15 protein-coding genes are annotated in these 20,712 nt (G+C 69.1%); 9 read left to right on the plus strand and 6 right to left on the minus strand.

The features are described from left to right. The first annotated feature begins 13 nt into the window (after positions 1 to 13). Positions 14 to 520, plus strand: a complete 507-nt coding sequence (locus tag E0H92_RS38520; RefSeq protein WP_131461102.1) for a winged helix-turn-helix transcriptional regulator — start codon at positions 14 to 16, stop codon at positions 518 to 520. On the opposite strand, the gene E0H92_RS38525 is transcribed toward E0H92_RS38520, so the two are convergent. The 3 genes from E0H92_RS38525 to E0H92_RS38535 are packed head-to-tail and all read right to left on the minus strand — an operon-like array spanning position 497 to position 2,488. Then, a complete protein-coding gene (locus tag E0H92_RS38525) occupies positions 497 to 901 on the minus strand; it encodes a hypothetical protein (RefSeq protein WP_238173784.1) in 405 nt (134 codons plus the stop codon). The genes E0H92_RS38520 and E0H92_RS38525 overlap by 24 nt on opposite strands. Positions 902 to 905: 4 nt before the next feature. After that, positions 906 to 1,265 (minus strand): VOC family protein, encoded by a 360-nt coding sequence (locus tag E0H92_RS38530; RefSeq protein WP_131461100.1) that lies wholly within the window; start codon positions 1,263 to 1,265, stop codon positions 906 to 908. Between the two features lie 41 nt (positions 1,266 to 1,306). After that, positions 1,307 to 2,488 (minus strand): ROK family transcriptional regulator, encoded by a 1,182-nt coding sequence (locus E0H92_RS38535; RefSeq protein WP_131461099.1) that lies wholly within the window; start codon positions 2,486 to 2,488, stop codon positions 1,307 to 1,309. A 129-nt stretch (positions 2,489 to 2,617) separates the two neighbouring features. Here E0H92_RS38535 and E0H92_RS38540 point away from each other — a divergent pair, with 129 nt between their 5' ends. The 6 genes from E0H92_RS38540 to E0H92_RS38565 are packed head-to-tail and all read left to right on the plus strand — an operon-like array spanning position 2,618 to position 9,243. Beyond that, positions 2,618 to 3,550: an ROK family protein gene (locus tag E0H92_RS38540; RefSeq protein WP_131461098.1), complete on the plus strand. Its 933-nt coding sequence runs from the start codon at positions 2,618 to 2,620 to the stop codon at positions 3,548 to 3,550. Positions 3,551 to 3,582: 32 nt separating this feature from the next. Continuing rightward, positions 3,583 to 5,298 (plus strand): ABC transporter substrate-binding protein, encoded by a 1,716-nt coding sequence (locus E0H92_RS38545; RefSeq protein WP_131461097.1) that lies wholly within the window; start codon positions 3,583 to 3,585, stop codon positions 5,296 to 5,298. A 33-nt stretch (positions 5,299 to 5,331) separates the two neighbouring features. After that, positions 5,332 to 6,330 carry an ABC transporter permease gene (locus E0H92_RS38550; RefSeq protein WP_131499766.1) on the plus strand — a complete coding sequence of 333 codons (999 nt, stop codon included), beginning with the start codon at positions 5,332 to 5,334 and terminating at the stop codon, positions 6,328 to 6,330. A 3-nt stretch (positions 6,331 to 6,333) separates the two neighbouring features. Then, the gene (locus tag E0H92_RS38555) at positions 6,334 to 7,266 is read left to right on the plus strand and encodes an ABC transporter permease (RefSeq protein ID WP_131499767.1); all 933 of its coding nucleotides are present in this window, start codon (positions 6,334 to 6,336) and stop codon (positions 7,264 to 7,266) included. Beyond that, positions 7,247 to 8,221: an ABC transporter ATP-binding protein gene (locus E0H92_RS38560; protein WP_131461094.1), complete on the plus strand. Its 975-nt coding sequence runs from the start codon at positions 7,247 to 7,249 to the stop codon at positions 8,219 to 8,221. Before E0H92_RS38555 ends, E0H92_RS38560 begins: the two co-directional genes overlap by 20 nt. Then, a complete protein-coding gene (locus tag E0H92_RS38565) occupies positions 8,218 to 9,243 on the plus strand; it encodes an ABC transporter ATP-binding protein (protein ID WP_131499768.1) in 1,026 nt (341 codons plus the stop codon). Before E0H92_RS38560 ends, E0H92_RS38565 begins: the two co-directional genes overlap by 4 nt. A gap of 78 nt (positions 9,244 to 9,321) precedes the next feature. Here E0H92_RS38565 and E0H92_RS38570 read toward each other — a convergent pair whose 3' ends face one another. Next, positions 9,322 to 12,942 carry a GH116 family glycosyl hydrolase gene (locus tag E0H92_RS38570; RefSeq protein WP_238173785.1) on the minus strand — a complete coding sequence of 1,207 codons (3,621 nt, stop codon included), beginning with the start codon at positions 12,940 to 12,942 and terminating at the stop codon, positions 9,322 to 9,324. A 136-nt stretch (positions 12,943 to 13,078) separates the two neighbouring features. On the opposite strand from E0H92_RS38570, the gene E0H92_RS38575 reads away from it, so the two are divergent. Together E0H92_RS38575 and E0H92_RS38580 are read left to right on the plus strand one after the other, a co-directional pair. Next, the gene (locus E0H92_RS38575; protein ID WP_165550230.1) at positions 13,079 to 14,443 is read left to right on the plus strand and encodes an MFS transporter; all 1,365 of its coding nucleotides are present in this window, start codon (positions 13,079 to 13,081) and stop codon (positions 14,441 to 14,443) included. Positions 14,444 to 14,536: 93 nt separating this feature from the next. Continuing rightward, positions 14,537 to 16,516 carry a heparinase II/III domain-containing protein gene (locus E0H92_RS38580; RefSeq protein WP_238173786.1) on the plus strand — a complete coding sequence of 660 codons (1,980 nt, stop codon included), beginning with the start codon at positions 14,537 to 14,539 and terminating at the stop codon, positions 16,514 to 16,516. Positions 16,517 to 16,523: 7 nt separating this feature from the next. Here the strand turns inward: E0H92_RS38580 and E0H92_RS38585 are convergent, their stop codons facing one another. Together E0H92_RS38585 and E0H92_RS38590 are read right to left on the minus strand one after the other, a co-directional pair. Beyond that, positions 16,524 to 17,855, minus strand: coding sequence for an NAD(P)/FAD-dependent oxidoreductase (locus E0H92_RS38585; protein ID WP_131461090.1), 1,332 nt, complete (start codon positions 17,853 to 17,855; stop codon positions 16,524 to 16,526). Between the two features lie 62 nt (positions 17,856 to 17,917). Continuing rightward, a complete protein-coding gene (locus tag E0H92_RS38590; RefSeq protein WP_131499770.1) occupies positions 17,918 to 20,647 on the minus strand; it encodes an ATP-binding protein in 2,730 nt (909 codons plus the stop codon). Positions 20,648 to 20,712 lie beyond the last annotated feature (65 nt).

Here is a 20,712-nt window from a genome sequence, read left to right on the forward strand (position 1 = left end):
CTATGATGCGGGCATGCGGAACACCAGCTTCGCCTCGATGCACTGCTCGCTCGCCCAGTCCCTGGAGCTGATCGGCGACTGGTGGACGCCCTTGGTGCTGCGCGATCTCTACCTCGGCCTGAACCGTTTCGACCAGTTCGTGACCGACCTCGGGATCTCCCGCAACCTGCTCACCGACCGGCTCACCACGCTCGTCGACGGCGGCCTGGTACGACGTACGCCGTACCAGCAGAACCCGGTGCGCTACAGCTACGAGCTGACCGACGCGGGGCAGGAACTCGTGCCGATCCTGATGGCGCTGACCGCCTGGGGCGACCGCTGGGCGACTCCCCCGGCCGGCCAGCCGATCCGGTTCACGCACACCGCGTGCGGCAAGCTCACGACCCCGACGGTCTGCTGTTCGGAATGCGGCGAGCAGCTGGACATGGACGACGTCGCGCCGTCCCCCGGCCCCGGCGGCCGGACAGCGCCCGGTACGGCACTGATCGCGAGTGTTCTAGGACTCGAGCCGAAGGCGTAGCAGCTCGGCCAGCGGCATCGACTCGCCGTCGCGGGCGCCCTGACCGACGACGAGCGGCGGATCGGACGGGAGCACCCGGACACCGGCGACCCGCGACTTGAGGCTGGCGGGTACGCCGAGGATGTAGAAGTTCCCGTCGACGTCCACGGCGAGCGAGCGGTTGCGGCGCAGGTACCACCCGGTGAGCTCGGTGCGGTAGCTGGCGTTCGACCCGATCACCTGGGCACGCAGCGGCTCGGGCTCGACGCCGCGCTCCTTCAGGGTCGCGATGAAGCCGGCCAGTAACTCCCGCGCCTGAGCGCTCTCGGATGCCTTCTTACGCTCCAGGGCGGCCGCATGCTCGACCGCCGCCTGCCGTCGCTCCTCCCGCCAGCTCGTCACCCTCTCAATCTATACAGAGACAGAACGGATGCCCTGCCGGGTCCAGAAACACGCGGAACGACGTACCGGGCTGGTGGTCGGGCTTGGTCGCGCCGATCGCCAGCACCTCCGGCTCCGACTCGTCGAGGTCGCGGACCATGACGTCGAGGTGCATCTGCTGCGGCACGTCCTGGGTCGGCCAGGTCGGCGCCTTGAAGTTCTCGACCTGCTGGAACCCGATGCAGCCGCTGCCGTCCTCCGGGCGGATCTCCGCCCATCCTTCGCGGGACTCGACCTTCCAGCCGAGCAGTTCACCGTAGAACTGGGCGAGCCGGGCCGCGTCCGGGCAGTCCAGGACGAACGCTGGGTACATTGCGATAGCCATGGCTCGCACCCTAGTAGCCATTGCGGACGGTTTCCGTCCGGTTAGCCGACCGAGTTTCCGACGAGTGTCTGCCAGGCCCGATCGAGTCCCGCGGCGAGGCAGCCCGCCACCACTGTCTCGGTGCCGAGCACGCTCGCCTTCACCTCGGGCATCACCGGGGCGAGCTGACGCAGTTGTTTGGTGACGGCCTCGAGGAAGCCCGGCGCCTGCCCGATACCGCCGCCCAGCACCACCAGCTCGGGATCCACGACGGTGATCACCGTGCACACCGCCTTGGCGACGAGCAGTGCCTCCTCGGCCACGACCGCGGCGGCGACGGCGTCACCCTGGGCCGCGGCGGCGAAGACCTTCTCCGCCGTCGACGCCCCACGAACACCGGCCCGTCGCGCCGCCCGTACGACGGCTGCCGCCGATGCCGAAGCATCGAACCCGCCACGCTTCCGCGCGTCCCGCGGATCGCTGCCGCTGCCCTCCGTGAACGGCAGGTACCCGATCTCCCCCGCCACACCGTGCGATCCGTGCCGCAGCTTGCCGTCGAGCACCAGCCCCATACCGATACCTGTGCCGACCGACACGAACGCGAAGCTGTCGACGTCGCGGCCGTGCCCGTGGGCCCGCTCCGCGATCGCCGCGGCGTCCACGTCGTTCTCGATCATCAGGGTCGGGCCAAAACGCTCCCGCAGCGCGGCCAGTGTCGCCGGCGAGTCCCAGCCGGACAGCCGACCGGTCAGCGTCAGCGCATCGAGCCGGGGATCGTAGACGCCGGGGCTGCCGAGCACGGTCTGGGTGAGTTGCGTGACCTCGATACCGGCCTCGGCCGCGAGCGTCGCCGTCAGGTCCACGAGTTCCTGAATGCGGGCCATCGCGTCACCCGCCTTGGTCCGCACACTCAACCGCGAGCGCACCGTCCCCGCGAGATCCGCGATCCCGCCGCGCAGGTACTCCCGCCCGACGTCCAGCCCGAGTACGAAACCCGCCTCGGGCCGCACCTCGTACAGACTGGCCGCAGGACCGGGTACGCCGGTGCGCTGTCCCGTTACGTGCACCAGGCCGGTCCGTTCGAGCGAACTCAGCGCAGTGGACACGGTCGGCTTCGACAGACCGGTGAGTCCGGCGAGCTCGGTACGAGAGATCGGACCGGACCGCCGGATGTGATCGAGCAGCACCTGTTCGTTGATCTCGCGGATGAGCTGCGGGCGTGCGCCTCCGGCGATCACCGTCACGTCGACCCCCCTCGCTGCTAACAACTCGGCCACCAACTCCCGGGAAGTCTCGGCAATCCCTTGTGGTCCGATGGTTGTTAAGTTAGTTTCCTATCGATTCTATTGGTCGGCGCGAGGAGGTGCCACCCCGTGGTTTCGACACCGGCCGTCCTCGGGCTGGACTTCGGCGGGACGAAGATCGCCGTCGCCGTCGCGGACCTGTCCGGTCGCCGCCTCGGCGCGACGACCCTCGAGAGCCGGGCCGGCTCCGGTGCCGGTGAGGCGATGAGCCGCTGCCTCACCGCGGCGCGCGAACTCCTCGCGGAAGTCGCGCCCGATCACGAACTGGCGGGCGTCGGCGCGGCGACGCTCGGCATCCCGTACGACGACCGCGTGGAACTGGCTCCGACCTTTCCCGGCTGGGGTGAACTCCCCTTCGGGCGCTTGATCCGGGAGGCGTTCCCCGACGTACCGGTGCGGCTTGCGACCGACGTCAAGGCGGCCGCGGAAGCCGAGCTGCGCTGGGGTGCGCTGACCGGGTGCGACCCGGGGCTCTACGTCAATCTCGGCACCGGTCTCGCGGTCGCGATCGTTGCCGGTGGCACCGTGATCACCGGCGCGCACGGCGCGTCCGGAGAGATCGGCTACAACCTGCGCTCCACCGCCGACGTGTACGTCGACGGTGACCGGCGCACGATCCTGGAACACGTCGTCAGCGGCCAGGCGCTCGAGACCACCGGGACCGCCCGGCTCGGGCGACCGGTCACGGCCGCCGACGTCTTCACGATGGCGCGGACCGACCCGGCCGCCGCCGTCCTCACCGACGAGTTCGTCCGGGAACTGGCCGCGCACCTCGCCAACCTCGCCATCGCCCTCGATCCGTCCCGGATCGTCGTCGGCGGCGGGCTGGTCCGGTCCTGGGACCAGCTCGAACCCGGCCTGCGTCGCGCCCTCGACGCGGCCGTCCCGTTTCCGCCGGAGCTCTCGGTGGCACGGTTTCCCACGGACGCACCGCTGATCGGGGCGCTCGCCCTCGGTGTCGAGGCCGCAGGAGTCGACCTCGGCGCCGAAGCATTCGCATGAGCAGGATTTCCAGTAGCGAAAGGCAGAAGACGATGAGGGGCATCACACGCATCGCCGTCGCCGCCCTGGCGGTCGGCGCACTGACCGCCGGATGCGGCGGTGGGGACAAGCCGATCGGGGACGCGGCATCGTCCAACCCGTCGTCGTCGGCCAGCAGCGGCGGCGGGGGCACCGGGCAGTACAAGAAGGGCGGCACCGTCACGATCGCCAACGTCGGCGGGCAGACCTGGCCGTGCCAGTTCAACCCGTTCAACCCGGCGGTCAACCAGGTCGCACTCGGGTTCGTCTACGAGCCGCTGACATTCGTGAACGTGCTGAAGGCGGGCGCCACCACGCCGATGCTGGCCACCGGGTTCGCGTGGTCGCCGAAGAAGGACTCGATCGTCTTCACCATCCGCGACGGCGTGAAGTGGAGCGACGGGCAGCCGTTCAGCGCCGACGACGTCGTCTACACGTTCACGCGGATGAAGGAGCAGCCGGCTCTCGACCTCTACTCGCTGTGGACCGGCGCCGGCCTGACCAGCGTCACCGCGGCCGGCAACAAGGTCACGCTGAAGTTCAAGGCCGCGGCCGAGCCGTACTTCTTCAACTTCGCCAACCAGGTCGGCATCGTGCCGAAGCACATCTGGTCGACCGGCGAGGCCGCGTCCAAGCCGGCCACCTGGACGAACACCAAACCGATCGGCACCGGACCGTTCACGGTCGAGTCGTGCACCGGCAACAACATCTCGTACGTCGCCAACGGCAACTACTGGCAGCCGGGCAAGCCGTACGTCGAGAAGGTCCAGTACCCGGCGTACCTGGACAACAACCCAGCCAACCTCGACCTGGCCAGCGGCAAGGCGCAGTGGGGCGGCCAGTACATCCCGAACATCGACAACTTCTACAAGTCCAAGTCGCCGGAGAACAACTACTGGTTCCCGCCGACCGCGAACGTCGCGCTGGTCCCGAACAACGACCCGTCGCGTCCGGCGACCAGCAAGCTCGAGGTCCGGCAGGCGATCGCGTACGCGCTCGACCGGGAGCAGATCTCCAAGATCGGTGAGAGCGGATATCAGCCGGCCGCGAACCAGACCGGTGTGGTGACACCGACGTTCGACAAGTACTTCGACAAGGACGCGCTGACCGCGGCGGGGTACGACAAGCCGAACCTGGACAAGGCGAAGCAGCTCCTGCAGACCGCCGGGTACTCCGAGTCGAACCCGTTGAAGCTGAACGTCATCACGGTCACCGGCTACACCGACTGGGACGCGTCGCTGGCGGTCGTGAAGCAGCAGCTCGCGAAGGTCGGCATCGAGCTGACGGTCCAGGACCTGCAGCAGCAGTCGTACAACCAGAAGCTGTACACCGGCGACTACGACCTCGCGTACTCCAGCCTGTCCGGCGGACCGACGCCGTACTACGAGCTGCGGCAGCTGCTGTACTCGAAGAACACCGCGCCGATCGGCAAGCAGGCGAACAGCAACTACTCGCGGTACCAGAACCCCGAGGTGGACAAGCTGTTCGACCAGTACGCCGCCGCGGACCCGGACACGCAGGTCAAGCTGATCAAGCAGATCTCGTCGTACATGATCAAGGACGTACCGCTCATCCCGACCACCGAGTCGGTCGACTGGTACCAGTACAACACCAAGGACCTCGAGGGCTGGCCGACGCAGGACGACCCGTACGCGCAGCCGGCGCCGTACAACATCCCCGACGTCGGTCAGGTGCTGACCAACCTGTACTCGAAGTCCGCCCAGAAGTAGGAGACCGAGCGTGAGCGCGAGGAGCTGGTAGGAGTGCGATACCTGATACGACGTCTCGGGTTCTTCGTGCTCACGCTGTGGGCGGCGATGACGCTGAACTTCTTCATCCCGCGGATGATGCCGGGCAGCCCCGAGGAAGCCTTGCGGCAACGTTTGAGCAAGGGCGGCGCGGTGGTGACGCCGGAGCAGTTGCGGACGGTGCTGGCCGAGTTCGGCTTCGACCCGGGCCAGAACCTGATGCTGCAGTACGTCGAGTACCTGAGGTCGATGGTCACCGGGCACTGGGGTGTCTCGATCGGCAGCAGTCTCGGCTCACCGGTGACGACGCTGATCGGCGACGCGTTGCCGTGGACACTCGGGCTGGTCGGCATCTCGACCGTGCTCGCGTTCGTCCTCGGCACGCTGATCGGCACGGTGGCGGGCTGGCGGCGCGGCGGCCTGATCGACGGGATCGTGCCGCCGGTGTTCATCGTCACCTCGGCGCTGCCGTACTTCTGGGTGGCGCTGCTGCTGATCTCGTTGTTCGCGATCGGCAGCGATCCGGTGCTGCCGAACGACTTCAACTACGACCAGGGCCTGACGCCGGCGTTCACCGGCGAGTTCATCTGGAGCGTCATCAAGCACGGCATCCTGCCTGCGAGCACGATCCTGGTGACCGCGGTCGGCGGATGGATCCTGACAATGCGGAACAACATGGTGACCACGCTGGCCGAGGACTACGTCCGGATGGCCCGCGCGAAGGGCATCCCGGGCCGCAAGATCATGTTCGGGTACGCCGGCCGGAACGCGTTCCTGCCGAACCTGTCCGGGTTCGCGATGTCGCTCGGTTTCGTGATCTCCGGAACGATCCTGGTCGAGTACGTCTTCAACTACCCGGGTCTCGGCTACATGTTCTACAACGCCACGGTGAGCACCGACTATCCGTTGCTGCAGGCCCTGTTCCTGCTGGTGACGCTGGCGGTGCTGATCTGTGTCCTGCTCTGCGACTTCGCGGTGTTCCTGCTCGACCCACGCGCCCGGACGAAGGGGTAAGCGATGAGTGCTGTTGTTGCCGGTGCGTCTGCTCCGGTCGCGAGTGCCACCCGACGGCCGCGGGGTGGACTGTTCCGGGCCATCCTGCGCAACCGCAAGGCCATGGTCGGCGCCGCACTGTTGTTCCTGTTCATCCTGCTCGCCCTGGTCCCGGGGCTGTTCGTCCCGGGCGCGCACCACGATCCGCAGGCGATCGGCGACCTGCCGCTGCAGAAACCGTCGGGCGCACATTGGCTCGGTACGACGGGCCTCGGGCAGGACGTGTACGCACAGCTGATCTACAGCACCCGCGAGTCGCTGGTGATCGCGGTCGTCGCCGGTCTCGGCGCGACGATCCTGTCGGTGATCATCGGCGTCTCGGCGGCGTACCTCGGCGGGCTCGCGGACGACGGGCTGTCGATGCTGACGGACATCTTCCTGGTGCTCCCGACGTTCCCGCTGATCATCGTGCTGGCTACGTACGCCGGTAAGGGCAACCTGACCGTGATCATCATCGTGCTGATCCTCACCGGCTGGTCGTACGGCGCCCGGCAGATGCGGGCGCAGGCGTTGTCGCTGCGGAACCGGGACTTCCTCGAGTCGGCGCGGGTCCGTGGCGAGCGACGCTCGTACATCATCGTCGTCGAGGTGCTGCCGACGATGATCTCGCTGATCGTGGCGAACTTCCTCGGTGCTGCGCTGTACTCCGTGCTCACCGCCGCCGGCCTGCAGTTCCTCGGGCTCGGCGATCCCAGCTCACTCAGCTGGGGCACGATGCTCTACTGGGCGCAGAACCAGGGCGCCCTGGTGAACGGCCTGCCCGCGTGGGCGCTCTCCCCGGGTCTCGCGGTCGCGCTGCTCGGTGTGTCGTTCGCCCTGCTCAACTACGCGTTCGACGAGATCAGCAACCCCGCGCTGCGGCCGGTTCGGAGGCGACGTGCCAGATCAGCTTCTTGAGGTCCGCGACCTCACCGTCGAGTACGACACCGGCGATCGGCCGGTCGTCGCGGTCGACCACGTGGATCTCGACGTCCACGCCGGTGAGTTCGTCGGCGTCGTCGGCGAGTCCGGGTGCGGCAAGTCGACGCTGCTGTTCGCGATCGCGCAGCTGCTCAGCTCGCCGGCCGCGATCACCGGCGGGAGCGTGCGGTTCCAGGGCCAGGACCTGGTGACGATGAGCGAGAAGAAGCTGTCGGCGTTGCGCTGGCGCGACTTCTCGGTCGTGATGCAGAGCGCGATGAACGCGCTCAACCCGGTGAAGAGCATCGGCGCGCAGTTCCGGGACACGATCATGGCGCACGACGAGCCGGTCGCCGACGAACGGCCGGCCGAGGTACTGCGGCTGGTCGGGATCGACCCGATCCACCTGAACAGCTACCCGCACCAGCTCAGCGGCGGGATGCGGCAGCGCGCGATGATCGCGATGGCGCTGCTGTTCACACCGGACCTGATCATCATGGACGAGCCGACGTCCGCGCTCGACGTGGTCGCGCAACGGTCGCTGATGGTGCAGATCAAGGAGCTGCAGAAGCAGCTCGGGTTCGCGGTCATCTTCGTCACGCACGACATGTCACTGGTCAGTCACTTCTCGGACAAGCTGGTGGTGATGTACGCCGGACAGGTCGTCGAGTTCGGCGACACGCGCGCGGTGTTCGACGCACCGCAGCACCCGTACAGCGCCGGGCTGCTGGACGCGTTCCCGTCGATCCGCGGGCCGAAGGTTCCGCTGACGGGGATCCCGGGAACTCCGCCGAACCTGGCCTCACCGCCGCCGGGCTGCCGGTTCCAGCCGCGCTGCCCGAAGGCGTTCGAGGACTGCCCGAAGATCGAGCCGGAGCTCTACCAGGTGGGCGCCGTCCAGGCCCGCTGCCTGTTGCATGTCAAGGAACCGGTCCAGGAGCGCACATCATGACGTCGACGGACGTGACCGAAGCAGGCGCGACCGAGTCCGCGGCCGCACCGTTGCTCGAGGCAAGGGAACTGACCCGGCACTTCCGGGTCGGGCGCGGATTCGGGCGGCAGATGCTGCACGCGGTCGACGAGGTGAACTTCACGATCGGCAAGCAGGAGATCGTCGCACTGGCCGGCGAGAGCGGGAGCGGCAAGAGTACGATCGCGCGGCTGCTGGCGGGCGTCTACAAGCCGACGAGCGGCGAGATCTTCTACCAGGGGCGGGCGACGTCGACGTACCGCTCCCGGAAGGACCAGCTGGCGTACCGCGGCGACGTACCGATGGTGTTCCAGGATCCGTTCAGCTCGCTGAACCCGGCGTTCCGGGTGTCGCACGGCGTGCTGCGGTCGCTGAAGCTGCACCGGCCGGAGCTTTCGCGGGCCGAGCGGTTCGAGGAGGCGGAGCGGGTCATCGAGGCGGTCGGGTTGTCGCCGGCGGGTGACATCATGAACCGGTACCCGTACGAGCTGAGTGGTGGCCAACGGCAACGGATCGGGTTCGCGCAGGCGCTCGCGCACAAGCCGAAACTGATTCTCGCCGACGAACCGGTGTCGATGCTGGACGTGTCGATCCGGATCGGGCTGCTGAACCTGATGGCGGAACTGCGCGAGACGCAGGGCGTGTCGTTCCTCTACATCACCCACGACATCGCCTCGGCCCGGTACGTCGCCGACCGCCTGATGATCATGTACGCCGGCCACGTCGTCGAAACCGGCCCCACCGAGTCGGTCCTCCAGAACCCCAAACACCCCTACACGGACCTCCTCCTCGGCGCCGTCCCCGACCCGCGAGCCCCGCTCAGCACCGGCATCGAAGGCGACACCGGCGAACCCCCCAAGGTCATCGACCCCACCCCCGGCTGCCGCTTCCGCTGGCGCTGCCCCCTCGCCGTCGACCGCTGCCACTCCGAGACACCCGTGCTCCGCGTCCTCGGCCAAAACCACCAAGCCGCCTGCCACGTCGCGGACCCCGACACGAACTGATGGGCCGTCTTTGTGCACCAGATCCGTACGTTGAGGCTGTTGTTGTGCGGATCTGGTGCACAAAGAATGCCCGCGGGACTACCTGAGCGTTGTGTCCAGGGTCTGGCCGGGTGTGAGGGTTGTCGGGCGGGTCAGGGTGACTACGGCTCGGTTGCCGGTGGCAACTACCTTGGCGGGGAGGCGGTTGTGGCCGACGCGGACCTCGGCCTGGTGTGCCGGCTTGGTGGTTTCGAAGGTGAGGGTGGTGAGGGTCAGGCGGCCGTAGCGGAGTTCGATTGATGCGGTGAGGGCGGCGGGGGTCCGGCGTTGGCGGTACAGGCCCCAGCCTTCGGCGGTGGTGAAGGCGGTGCGGAAGTTTTCGGGGTGGATGCGGGGAGCGAAGCCGAGGTGGCCCTTGGGGCCATGGTGTTCGTAGCCGCAGGCGGCCAGGTAGGTGCCGTAGCTCATCATGGCGCGGGCGTAGTGGTCGCTGGCTTCGATCTCGTTGTAGGGGTTGCGTTTCTCGGCCGAGTAGCGTTCGTACATGGCGCGGGTGACGGCCAGGGCCTCCGCGGTCATGCCCTCGGAGAACAGGTGTGCGGCGAACTGGTACTCCTGCCCGGTCCACACCTCGTTGAAGTACATCAGGCCGCGTGTCTCGGCCGACCCGCCGTGCGGCCAGGTCGCCATGATCACGCCGCTCTCCCCCTCGGTCGTGTACACCCGCCCGACCCCGATCCCCGGCGGCCGGTACGTCCCGGGATCCGCCCGGAAGTTCGTCTCGTACAACCGCCCGAGCGCCGTCCGCGCCTGGTCGGCCGGGAACACCCGCGGTAGCCCGAGCTGCGCCGCGTACGTCTGCCCGTACATCTGGTCGATGAACAACCCGCGGTTGCTGTTCTCGGCGGTCGGATGCGCCGGATCGACCTTCTGCACGTAGTACCCGTACTCCTCGTTCCATAGTGTCTCGGCCAGGTACGCCGACCCGCGATCGGCGATCGCCGCGTACCTGGCAGCGCCGGCACCGTCGCCGACCTCACCCGCCATCGCGGCGGCGGCCCGGAGCGCGGCGACGTACAGGCCGCTGATCCACGGCACCTCGCCGAACCACTCGGTGTCGAGCGTGTTCCATTGACTGCCGCGGAAGATCCCGTCCTCGTCCGGCCCGTCCCGGTGCGTGATCAAGAACTCGACCGCCGTGCGCACGCGGGGCCAGACCCGGCGCAGGAACGTCGAGTCCTTGCTCATCTGGTGTTCGCGGTAGATCCGCAGGATCGTCCCGGTCTGCCCGTCGGCGAACGAGGTCGACGCGTCGCCGGCCTCGCCGCGGTTGCCGATCTCGCCGCTCGGCCGGAACGCGATGCCGAGGTCGACGCGCTCGCGGGTGTCGCGTTCCAGGTCGGGGAACAGGCGGCCGATCGCCTGCGCGTAGTTCCACACGTGCTCGCAGGTGCCGGCGCAGCAGTACGTGCCCTCCCAGGCGTAGAAGCGGCCGTCGTCCCAGCGGTAGCAGGTACTTGTGGCGATGGTGGACGCTGTTGCGAGGGTTCGTTCGAGGAACCAGTACGGCAGGGACGAGTCTTCGTACCAGGTCTTCACCCACAGCTTGGTGTCGCGCTCGAGACGGTCTGCGTGGTTGGCGACGTACTCGACGACCTGGCGTGCGTTCGTGAAGCGGGTCGCGTAGTGCCGGCGGAAGGTTGAGGCGCCGACAAGCTCCGAGAAGAGCTCGCGCTCGGGGTTCGGGAAGAACCAGCCGTAGGCGAAGCGGATCGTCCGCGACTCCCCCGGCGCCAACGTCACACTCACCGCTACGGTTCCGGCCTGCGGCCCGTCCGCATCGGCGGGCCCGTCGGCCGAGTCGAAGAGCGCATCCACCGACGACCAGTCCGCAATCGACGGCCGCGCAACCACAGCGGGGGTGAGTGCGGCGAGCGCGAAGGTGCCGCCGTCGGGGCGGTCCGCGACCGGCTGGCGGCGGATCGGGCGGTCGCTGAACAGGATCCGGTCGACGTTGACATGCCCCCAGCCGCCCGTGTGATTGTCAACAATCTGAATGCGTGCATTCCGACCGGCGTACTGGCCGACATCCATCGACACCGCGGTCAGCGGCTCGATATCGGTCCCCGTCGCCGAAGCCACGACCTTCCCGTCGACCACGACGTTCAGACACGTCTCCCCCTTGTGATGCCCGCCGCCGACCCACGCCGTGACGAACCGCCGCTCGATCACGAAGTCGCGGCTGGTCAGCGAGCCGGTGAACCGATCCGGGTCACCGGTCTCGCGGAAGTTGTACGACGTGACGAACCGCCCGCTCACGTTCAGTTCGGTGCGCACCCCGAACGGCCGCCGGAACCCGTCCGGCGTCTCGGCCGCGGTCACCGGGCCCGCACCGAAGGCGTCACCCGTCACGGTCCAACCGTCGTACGTCGGCTGCTCCCAGGTCTCGAACACGATGTCCGGCCGATCCGTGAACACGATCGCGTCGCAACTGACGTGCCCCCAACCGCCGGTCTGATTGTCAACAATCTCGATGTGAGCAATCCTCCCGGCGAACGCGCCGACATCCAGCATCTGCGCGACCAGCGGCTCGCTCTCGTCACCGGTCGCCGACGCCACGACCTGCCCGTCGACGACAACGTTCACGCACGTCTCGCCGGGATGACGGCCGCCGCTCACGCCGACCGCGACGTACCGGCGCTCGATCGTGAACTCCTGGCTCGTCAGCTTCCCGGTCGACCCGTCGTTCGCACCGCCGCGGAAGTCGTACGACGTGACGAACCGCGTCCCCGACACGTTCAGGTCGCCGAACCGTTTCATCAGATTCGGTACGTCGAGGGGCCGCACCGGGCCCGCACCGAACGCGTCCCCGGTGACGGTCCAGCCGTCGTACGTGTCCTTCTCCCAGTCCTCGAACAGGATGTCGCCCTGCTCCGCGCCGGTGTCGTCGATCGCCCCGAACTGGATCCCGCCGGTGAAGGCGCGTGCCTGCAGCGTCGTGGGCTGCCGGAGCCGGCTGTCGATGCAGACCGGGTTCTCGGCGTACCCGAGCAGCGTCGCGCGCACCGACGCCGAGGAAGTATTCCGCAGCGTGAACGCCATGATCGTCGTGGGCAGCGTCGAGTCCAGCGTGGCCAGCGGCACGAACGGCGAGAAGGCCTCCAACCGCACCGACACCGGGCTGCCCGGGTCGGCGTACGCGACTCGCCCGATCGGGTACGAACCGGTGAACCGGACGTCCTCGAACCCCGCCGCGTCGACCGTCCGCGTCGTGGTCCGGCCGCGGGTCGTCGTACGGAGCGCGAATCCCTGGCCGAACTGCGATGCGCCGGGCTGATCCGCGGACAGCGGGTCGGCGTAGTTGTGCCCCGAGAAGTCCGCGCCGCCGAGCGGGAACGAGGACGGGTTGAAGATGTCCCAGGCCCACAGCCGCCCGTCGCCGGCCAGGTACACCTGCCCCGTCGTCCCGCCGCCGACCGGCATCCCGATCCTGGGCAGCGCGGCACCGGTGTACGTCGTCGGCGTACCGCGCTCGAACAGCACCGCCGGATCGCGCTCTGGCGGCGCCGCCAGCGCTGCCAGCGCCTGCCCCGGGAGAGCCAGAGCACCCACCGCGGCAGCACTCAGGGAGATGAAGGTCCGGCGGCTCAGGTGGGCCCGGGGGCAGTCACCGGCACAGGATCGATTCGCACAACCGGGCGGCAGTTCATGCGTCGTCATTCGCGTTCTCCTAAGCGAGGCGGAGCGGGAGAAATCGATTTCCAGCACCGTAGCCAGCCGCCGCCGGGAGGTCAACGGGTCCCGCCGACCGAGATATTGTTCGACGTACATCGAACAGCGACGTAGGGTGGGCGGTATGCCTCTGGAGCACCGCCGGTCGGTCGTCGCGCTCGCGCTGATCGCCTCGTTCATGGTCTTCGTCGACAGCACGATCGTGAACGTCACCCTCGCCCAACTCGCGACCCACCTGAACGCGTCCCGCGCCGAGCTCGAGTGGTCGCTGAACGCCTACACCTTGTCGTTCGCCGCGCTGATGCTCGGCGCCGGCGCGATCGCCGACACGCTCGGCGCGAAGCGCGCGTTCCTCACCGGACTGCTCGTGTTCACACTGTCGTCGGCGGTCTGCGCGGTGGCCGGCTCGATGCTGATGCTGAACCTCGCCCGGCTCGTCCAGGGCGCGGGCTCCGCGCTCCTGCTCCCCAGCGCGCTCGTCCTCGCGACCGCGTCCGCGACCGACGAACACGCGCGCCATCGCCTGGTCAGCTGGTGGGCCGCGGCCGGCGGCGCCGGGATGGCGGCCGGTCCGCTGCTCGGCGGCGGTCTCGTCGCGCTCGCGAACTGGCGCGCCGTCTTCGCGGTCAACGTGGTGATCGGCATCCCGGCCGCGCTCTGGGCCCTGCGCTCGATGCCGGCTGTCGTGAGGCGTACCCGGCGACTCGACCTGGCCGGTATGGCAACAGCAACTACGTTCATCGGGGGGCTGGTGTTCGCGTTGATCGAGGCGCCGACGCGCGGCTGGCGTGATCCCGCGGTGCTCGGCGCGGTCGCGCTGACCGTCGCCGGCCTCGTCGCCTTCGTCGTGGTCGAGCGTTCCGTCCGGGCGCCGCTGCTTCCACTCAAGCTGTACGCCGAACGCGGCTTCGCGACCGCCGCGCTGCAAGGAACGCTGCTGAACTTCGCCTTCTACGGCGTGCTGTTCTCGATGAGCCTGCTGCTCCAGCAGGGCCGCCATCTCAGCGCACTCGTCACCGGGCTGCTGTTCCTGCCGTTGACCGGCCTGATCTCGATCGCCAACCTCGGCTCCGCGCCACTCACCCGCCGCCTCGGCCGGCCGGCGGTGCTCGCGATCGGGCAGGCGGTCCTGACGCTGGCGCTGCTGGCACTCGCCTGGGCCAGTACGTCGTCCGCGGTCTGGCCGATGGTGCTCGCGCTGATCCCGATGGGGTTCAGCTCCGGTCTGCTCGTTCCGACCATGACCGCCCAGTCCATCGCCGCGGTCGAACCCGGCCTGCACGGCGCCGCCTCGGCCGCGTTCAACACGTCCCGGCAGATCGGCGCGGCGATCGGCGTCGCGACGTTCGGCCCGCTCCTCGGCACCGCGCACGACCTCGCCGGCGGTTTCGTCACCTGCGCGCTCGTCGCCGCCGCCGCGAGCATCGCCGGCCTCTGCGTCACCGCCTTCGGCCGCCGCACCCGGGCCCTCGTACCCTCGGCGGGATGAAGGCTCCTCACCCTTGCAGGTACCTTTCCTCTCAGTAGCTGGACGCAACGAATCGGGTGATGCGGAGCGTCTAGTGGTTGGAGAGGGGGGCGAGTGTCGCAGCCGACGAGGCGGTGGGGCAGGACCGTCGCGCTGACGCTTGTCTGCGTGCTGGTCTGCGGTCTCGCCTTTGCCGGTGCCGTCTTCGTGCTGATGCCAGGTGCCCGCGACCATGGTACGGCGCCGGTCGCCACCGGATCGCCGACGCCGTCGGCCCCCAGCCCGCGCCCCACCCCGAAACCGAGCGTCCCGGACTCGACCTCGAGCGAAGAGCCACTGCCGGGCGTCGACACCCCGGCCACTCCCCCGCCGTCGACCCCGGTCGTGAACACCGGCACGTACGAGTGCCCCGGTTACAGCGGTATCCAGCTTCCGCTGCCGATGCTGATGACCGACACGTTCTCCTGGGGCGACGACCCGCCGTACAAGGTCGGCAACGGGAACGGCGACATCAACTGGCGGTCGAACCCGTATCAGAAGCCGAGCTGGTACATGTGGCTGCACTCGCTGCGCTGGCTGGGCAAGGGCATCGAGGCGGGCGCGAAGGGCGACCGTAAGGCGCTGAACCACTCGATGGCGATCATCCACGACTGGGTGCAGGACAATCCGTACACCTGGAAGGGCGATGTCGGTGCGTGGGAGGCCACGATGCACCGGACCAACGTGCTGCTGTGCGCCCGCCAGGCCGTCCTCACCGCCCTGAAGGTCACCAAGCTGCCCACCCAGTACGCCTGGCTCGACACAGCGCTGATCGACCACGCCCAGTTCATGATCGTGAACTGGAGCGGCCCGTCGAACCACGGGACCGACGAGAGCATCGCCCTGTTCGGCGTCGGGTGCACGCTGAAGCGGCCGGAGCTGAAGGCCCTGGCCGTGAATCGGCTGTCCGAGGCGATCACGAAGGCGATCGACACACAGGGCTCCACGAACGAGCAGTCGGTCGGGTACGCGATGTTCAACTACCTGTTGTGGGGCCGCGCGACGACCGCCCTGCAGCGGTGCGGGTCGAACCCCGGACCGGTGATCGCCCAGCGGCGGGCCGCCCTGTCGGAATGGCTGGCGCTCGCGACCAAGTCCACGGGTGAGCTGCCGCAGGTCGGGGACGCCGTACGGCAGAAGCCGGTCGGTGCGGCTGGGACCGCGCTCGACTACGTCGCGTCGCTCGGGAAGAAGGGGACGAGGCCGTCCAAGCGGGTCGCGGTCTTCGACGCCGGCTACGTCTTCGGCCGGACCGGGTGGGGCGAGACGCGGCCGTTCACGCAGGAGTCGACGTACAGCATCCGGTACGGCGCCGCGCGGACGCTGCACGGTCATGACGACCACATGTCGATCACCTACGCGTCGCACGGACGGGACGTGCTGATCGACCCCGGGCACTCCGGGTACCAGCTCGACAAATGGCAGGCATGGTCGAAGAGTCAGGCCGCGCACAACGTGATGACCATCCCGTCGGCGGACACCGCGAGCGTGGCGACGCAGCTGGTCCGCGCGTCGATCACACCGACCTGGGAGTCGTACTCGCTCGCTGATTCCCCGGCGCCGGGCGTGACCCGGAAACGCGACGTACTCGTGCTCAAAGACCCCGACCTGATCATCACGCTCGACCGCGGCCAGGCGACCGACACGCAGCGGTACGAGACGCTGTGGCACCTCGCACCCGATCAGAAGGTGACGGTCCAGTCGCCGACGACCGCCGTCGCCAGCGGCACCAAGTCCAAGACGTACCTGCTGCAGATCCCATACCAGCAGCAGCCGGCCGCCGACGGCCTCACCGTCGTCCAGGGGCAGCAGGACCCGGTCCAGGGCTGGTACTACCCCGACATCTTCCACCGCCAGCCGGCGCCCGTGGTCAAGTTCAACCGCAACGGGACGACCGCGACCATCCTGTCCGCGATCGTCCCGGCCGGCTCGACCGAGGCCGTCACCTACAAGACCCGAACCGTCAGCGGCATGTTCTTCGTCGACCTGACCGTCGGCACCCGCAAGACGACGATCCGGGTCCAGCAGGACGGTCGCCTGGCCCGCATCAGCTGACCCTGCATCAGCTGACCCGCACGGCCGCCTCGGTCTTCTTGGCTTCGCTCGCGAACGCCTCGCGCGGGCTCTGCACGGACGCCAGCGACACGATGTCGCGGCCGTAGAAGAACGCCACCAGCCAGATCGACAGCACCCGCATCTTCCGGTCCCACGTCGGGACCGCGAGCACGTGGTAGCCGCGGTGCATCAGCCAGGCCAGCAGACCCTTGATCACGAGCCGCTTGTACTGGAAGATCCCGCTCCCGAGACCGAGCGTCGCGATCACGCCGAGGCTGTGGTGCACGTAGTTCTTCGGTGCCCGCCCACGCAGCGAACGCAGCAGGTTCTTCGCCAGCACCTTGCCCTGCCGTACGGCGTTCTGCGCGTTGGGGACGGTGTAGCCCTTGCCTGAGGCGAGATCCGGGACCGCTGCGTCGTCGCCTGCGGCCCACGCGTCCGGGATCACCTCGGTCTCGGTGCCGATCCGCAGATCCGCCCGCACCTGGACCAGCCCGCGCTCGTTGTGCGGCAGATCGGTGTGGTTGCGCAGCAGCCGGGTCGCGGCGTTGCCCGCGGTCCACACGATCAGCTCCGAGTCGAACTCCGTCCCGTCCGACAGCACCACGTGCCCGTCGTCGGCCGACTGCATAAAGGTGTTCAGGTGCACGGCCGCGCCGCGCTTCTCGAGCATCTTCACCACCCACTCGCCGGGCTTGTCCGTCACCTCGGGCAGGATCCGCCCGGTCGCCTCGACCAGGTGGAACGCGAGATCGTCCTCGGACAGCTCCGGGTACTTCTTCAGCAGCGACCGGGCCAGCGACAGCAGCTCGGCGAACCCTTCGACGCCGGAGAATCCGCCGCCCACGAACGTGACGGTCAGCAGCTTGCGCCGCCGCGGCCCCGGTTCCAGCCCGGCCGCCTCGTCGAAGGCGGTGAACAACCGGTCGCGGATCGCCACGGCTTCCTCGACGTGCTTCATCCCGATCGCCCGCTCGGCCACGCCAGGTACGTCGAACGTCCGCGTCACCGCACCGGCGGTCACCGCGATCACGTCGTACGTCAACTGGTAGTCGGGCCCGTCGGCCGGGTGGATCGTCACCGTCTTGTCCGCGTGCGAGATACCGGTGACCATGCCGGCCACGAGCTTCGTGTGCTTCAGGTTCCGGCGCAGCGACACCGCCGCGTGCCGGGCCTCCACGGAGCCGGCGACCACCTCGGGCAGGAACGGCTGGTACGTCATGTACGGCCGCGGGTCGACGACGATCACCTCGGCCTCACCGCGCCGCAGCTTCTTCTCCAGCCTCCACGCCGTGTAGAACCCGGCATACCCGCCGCCCACCACCAAGATCCTGCGCACTGCACTCTCCGTCCGTCGACTCTCGAAAGTAAGACACCTCGGCCCGGACGGATGTGACATCGCTAGCGGCGAAGCTGTTTCCGGGACGTGATGCCCAGCTTGGCGAAGACCTTCCGCAGATGCCACTCGACAGTGTGCTGACTGAGGAACATCTGCGCACCGATCTCGGCGTTGGTCAGCCCCGCGCCGGCCAGCTCGGCGATGTGCGCCTCCTGCGCGGTCAACGAGTCCCGGCCCGAACTGTCCGCGGTACGACGCTCGTCCACCACCTCGCCCGTGGCCGCGAGCTCCCGGGCCGCGCGCTCCCCGAAGGCGCCCGCGCCCGCCGCCGAGAACAACTTGTACCCCATCCGCAGCTGCCCGCGCGCGTCCTGACGACGCCCTTCGCGGCGCAGCCACTCGCCGTACACCAGATGCGTCCGGGCCAGATCCATCCGCACCCGCGTCCGGCTGAGTCGCTGGATCCCCTCCTGGTACGCCGTCTCCGCCGCACTGCCCGTCGACCGCAAACCGGTCGCCCGGGCCAGGATCCCGAGACCCCAATCGGTCCCGTTCGGCTCCGCGGAGTCGCGGAGCCGTTCGTGCGCCTCGGCCGCCGCGTAGGGCCGGCCGGCACGGGCCGCCGCCTCGATCACCTCGGCCAGCGCCAGGACCGACACGCCACGCTCCTCCGGGTACGCCGTGGCGGCCAGCGCGGACTCCAACGCCGTCGGGTACTGCGCGAGCCCGTTGAGCAGGATCGCCTTGGTCAGGTGCGCGTTCGATACCGCACCGCCTTCGCCTCGGCTCAGGGATTCCTCGAGGCTGGTGGCGATCAACGGCTGCGCGTGGTCGTGCCGGCCACGGAACGCGGCCAGGAAGATGTCGCCGTACGGTCCCAGGCCGACACCGGTCGCGTCACCGATCGTCTTGATCTCGGCGAGCATCGCGGCGACGGTCGAGAACTCGCCGATCAGGGTGTACAGCACGGCGCGGTGGTGCAGGACCAGCGGCAGCTCGTTGAGGTTTCCGGCGTCCCTGGCGATCCGCTCCAGCCGGGCGGTGAGGCGGTCCCAGTTCTCTTCGTCCCACAGGTTGACGGCCAGCGACGCCGCCTGCCAGAGCCACGGAAGGTCCGCATCCGGCCCGGTGCTGAAGGCATGCATCGCCCTGCGCGCCGGTGGCACCGCGGGCGCGGCGCCGTCGGCGAACAGGGTGGTGACCGCGTCGTAGAGCACGTCGTGCTTGCGTGGTTCCTCGAGTCGCGGCACGGTCTGCGCGGCGCGGGCGATGTACGCGATCCCGGTGTCCTGGCCGAATCGCCCGGCGAACTGGGCGGCAGCGAGGGCGCTCAGATAGGTGTCACGCGCGAGGCCGAGGTCGAGCGGTTCGAGCCGCCGGGCCGCTTCGAGGAGCAGCGGTGGAGCTTCGACGCTGTGGCCGGAGGCGAACGTCAGCTGCGCGCGCATCAGGTTCACGTGCGCCTGGTGCAGACCGTTCACGGGTCCTTCGCCGGCCGTGTTGAGCAGCCGCACCGCGGTATCGAAGGCGCCCGCCGCGAGGCTCGCCTGCGCAGCGGCGAGCGCGCGGATCGAGCGCGTGGCCGGGTCCGGCGTCAGCTCCGTCGCGCGCTGCAGGAAGGCGGCGGAGGCCGCCATACCGCCCCGGCGTTGCGCCCGGCCGGCCGAACTCACCAGCTCGGCGGCAACGGCTTCGTCCGGACCGTCGGCGCCCTGGGCCCGGTGCCAGGCGCGGCGATCGGGATCGAGCTGTGGGTCGATCGCCGCGGCCAGCGCCTGGTGGACGGCGCGCCGATCGGCCGGATCCGCGGCCCGGTACGTCGCCGACCGGACGAGCGGGTGCCGGAACCGAACGCGAGCAGCGATATCGATCAACCCGGCTGCTTCCGCCGGGGCCGCCGTACTCATCGGCACGTCGAGAACGGTCAAGGCACGAACCAGCAGCGGTACGTCGCCGACGGGCTCGGCGGCCGCGGTCAGCAGCAGTCGCTGTGTGTCCGGCGGCAGGGCCGTCACCCGGCGCGCGAAGTTCTGCTCGATCTGGCTGGCCAGCGGCCGGGCGTCCGGCCGCTCGAATCCGCCGGCCAGTTGCACTGCGGTCAGTCCGCGCGGCAACTCGATCAACGCGAGCGGGTTGCCACGGGTCTCGGCCACGATCCGGTCGCGGACGTGACCGTCCAGCCGTCCCGGTACGACGGAGTCCAGCAGCGAACCGGCGTACTCGTCGGCGAGACCGCCGATCGGTAGCTCCGGGAACCCGCGCCAGTCCGGCCCCGTCACCGGCTCGCGCAGCGAGAACACCACGCCGATGCGGTCGGCGAACAGCCGGCGCCCGACGAAGGTCAGCGTCTGGATCGACGCCTGGTCCAGCCATTGTGCGTCGTCGACGACGCACAGCAGCGGCTCCAGATCCGCAGCCGCCGACAGCAGACTCAGCGTCGCCGCACCGATCAGGAACCGATCCGGCGGACCACCGCCACTCACACCGAACGCGACCTCCAGCGCCGCGCGTTGCGGACCCGGCAACCGGTCGCGGAGGTCCAGCAACGGGAGGCACAACTGGTGCAAGCCGGCGAACGGGAGTTCCATCTCCGACTCGACACCGGACGCGCGCGCGACGCGACAGCCCTCGGCCCGTCCGACGAGGTACTCGAGCAGCGCCGACTTCCCGATTCCGGCCTCGCCGCGGACGATCAGCACCTGCCCCGTGCCGGAGCGCACACCAGCCACGACATGGTCCAGGCGTCCGCATTCCGCCCGTCGCCCCCGCAGCTCCGGCGCTGTGCCGCGCATCGCTCCCACCCCCTCGACAGAGGCTACGTGGGAACAGTGATACGGGTACAGGACCGTTCGGTAAC

The organism is Kribbella speibonae, assembly GCF_004331375.1.
Taxonomy (GTDB): Bacteria; Actinomycetota; Actinomycetes; order Propionibacteriales; family Kribbellaceae; genus Kribbella; species Kribbella sindirgiensis.

Coding starts and splice junctions, on each gene's coding strand:
- E0H92_RS38520 (WP_131461102.1), top strand. CDS start 14: ATGCGGAACACCAGCTTCGCCTCGATGCACTGCTCGCTCGCCCAGTCC.
- E0H92_RS38530 (WP_131461100.1), bottom strand. CDS start 1,265: ATGGCTATCGCAATGTACCCAGCGTTCGTCCTGGACTGCCCGGACGCG.
- E0H92_RS38545 (WP_131461097.1), top strand. CDS start 3,583: ATGAGGGGCATCACACGCATCGCCGTCGCCGCCCTGGCGGTCGGCGCA.
- E0H92_RS38555 (WP_131499767.1), top strand. CDS start 6,334: ATGAGTGCTGTTGTTGCCGGTGCGTCTGCTCCGGTCGCGAGTGCCACC.
- E0H92_RS38565 (WP_131499768.1), top strand. CDS start 8,218: ATGACGTCGACGGACGTGACCGAAGCAGGCGCGACCGAGTCCGCGGCC.
- E0H92_RS38570 (WP_238173785.1), bottom strand. CDS start 12,942: ATGACGACGCATGAACTGCCGCCCGGTTGTGCGAATCGATCCTGTGCC.
- E0H92_RS38575 (WP_165550230.1), top strand. CDS start 13,079: ATGCCTCTGGAGCACCGCCGGTCGGTCGTCGCGCTCGCGCTGATCGCC.
- E0H92_RS38590 (WP_131499770.1), bottom strand. CDS start 20,647: ATGCGCGGCACAGCGCCGGAGCTGCGGGGGCGACGGGCGGAATGCGGA.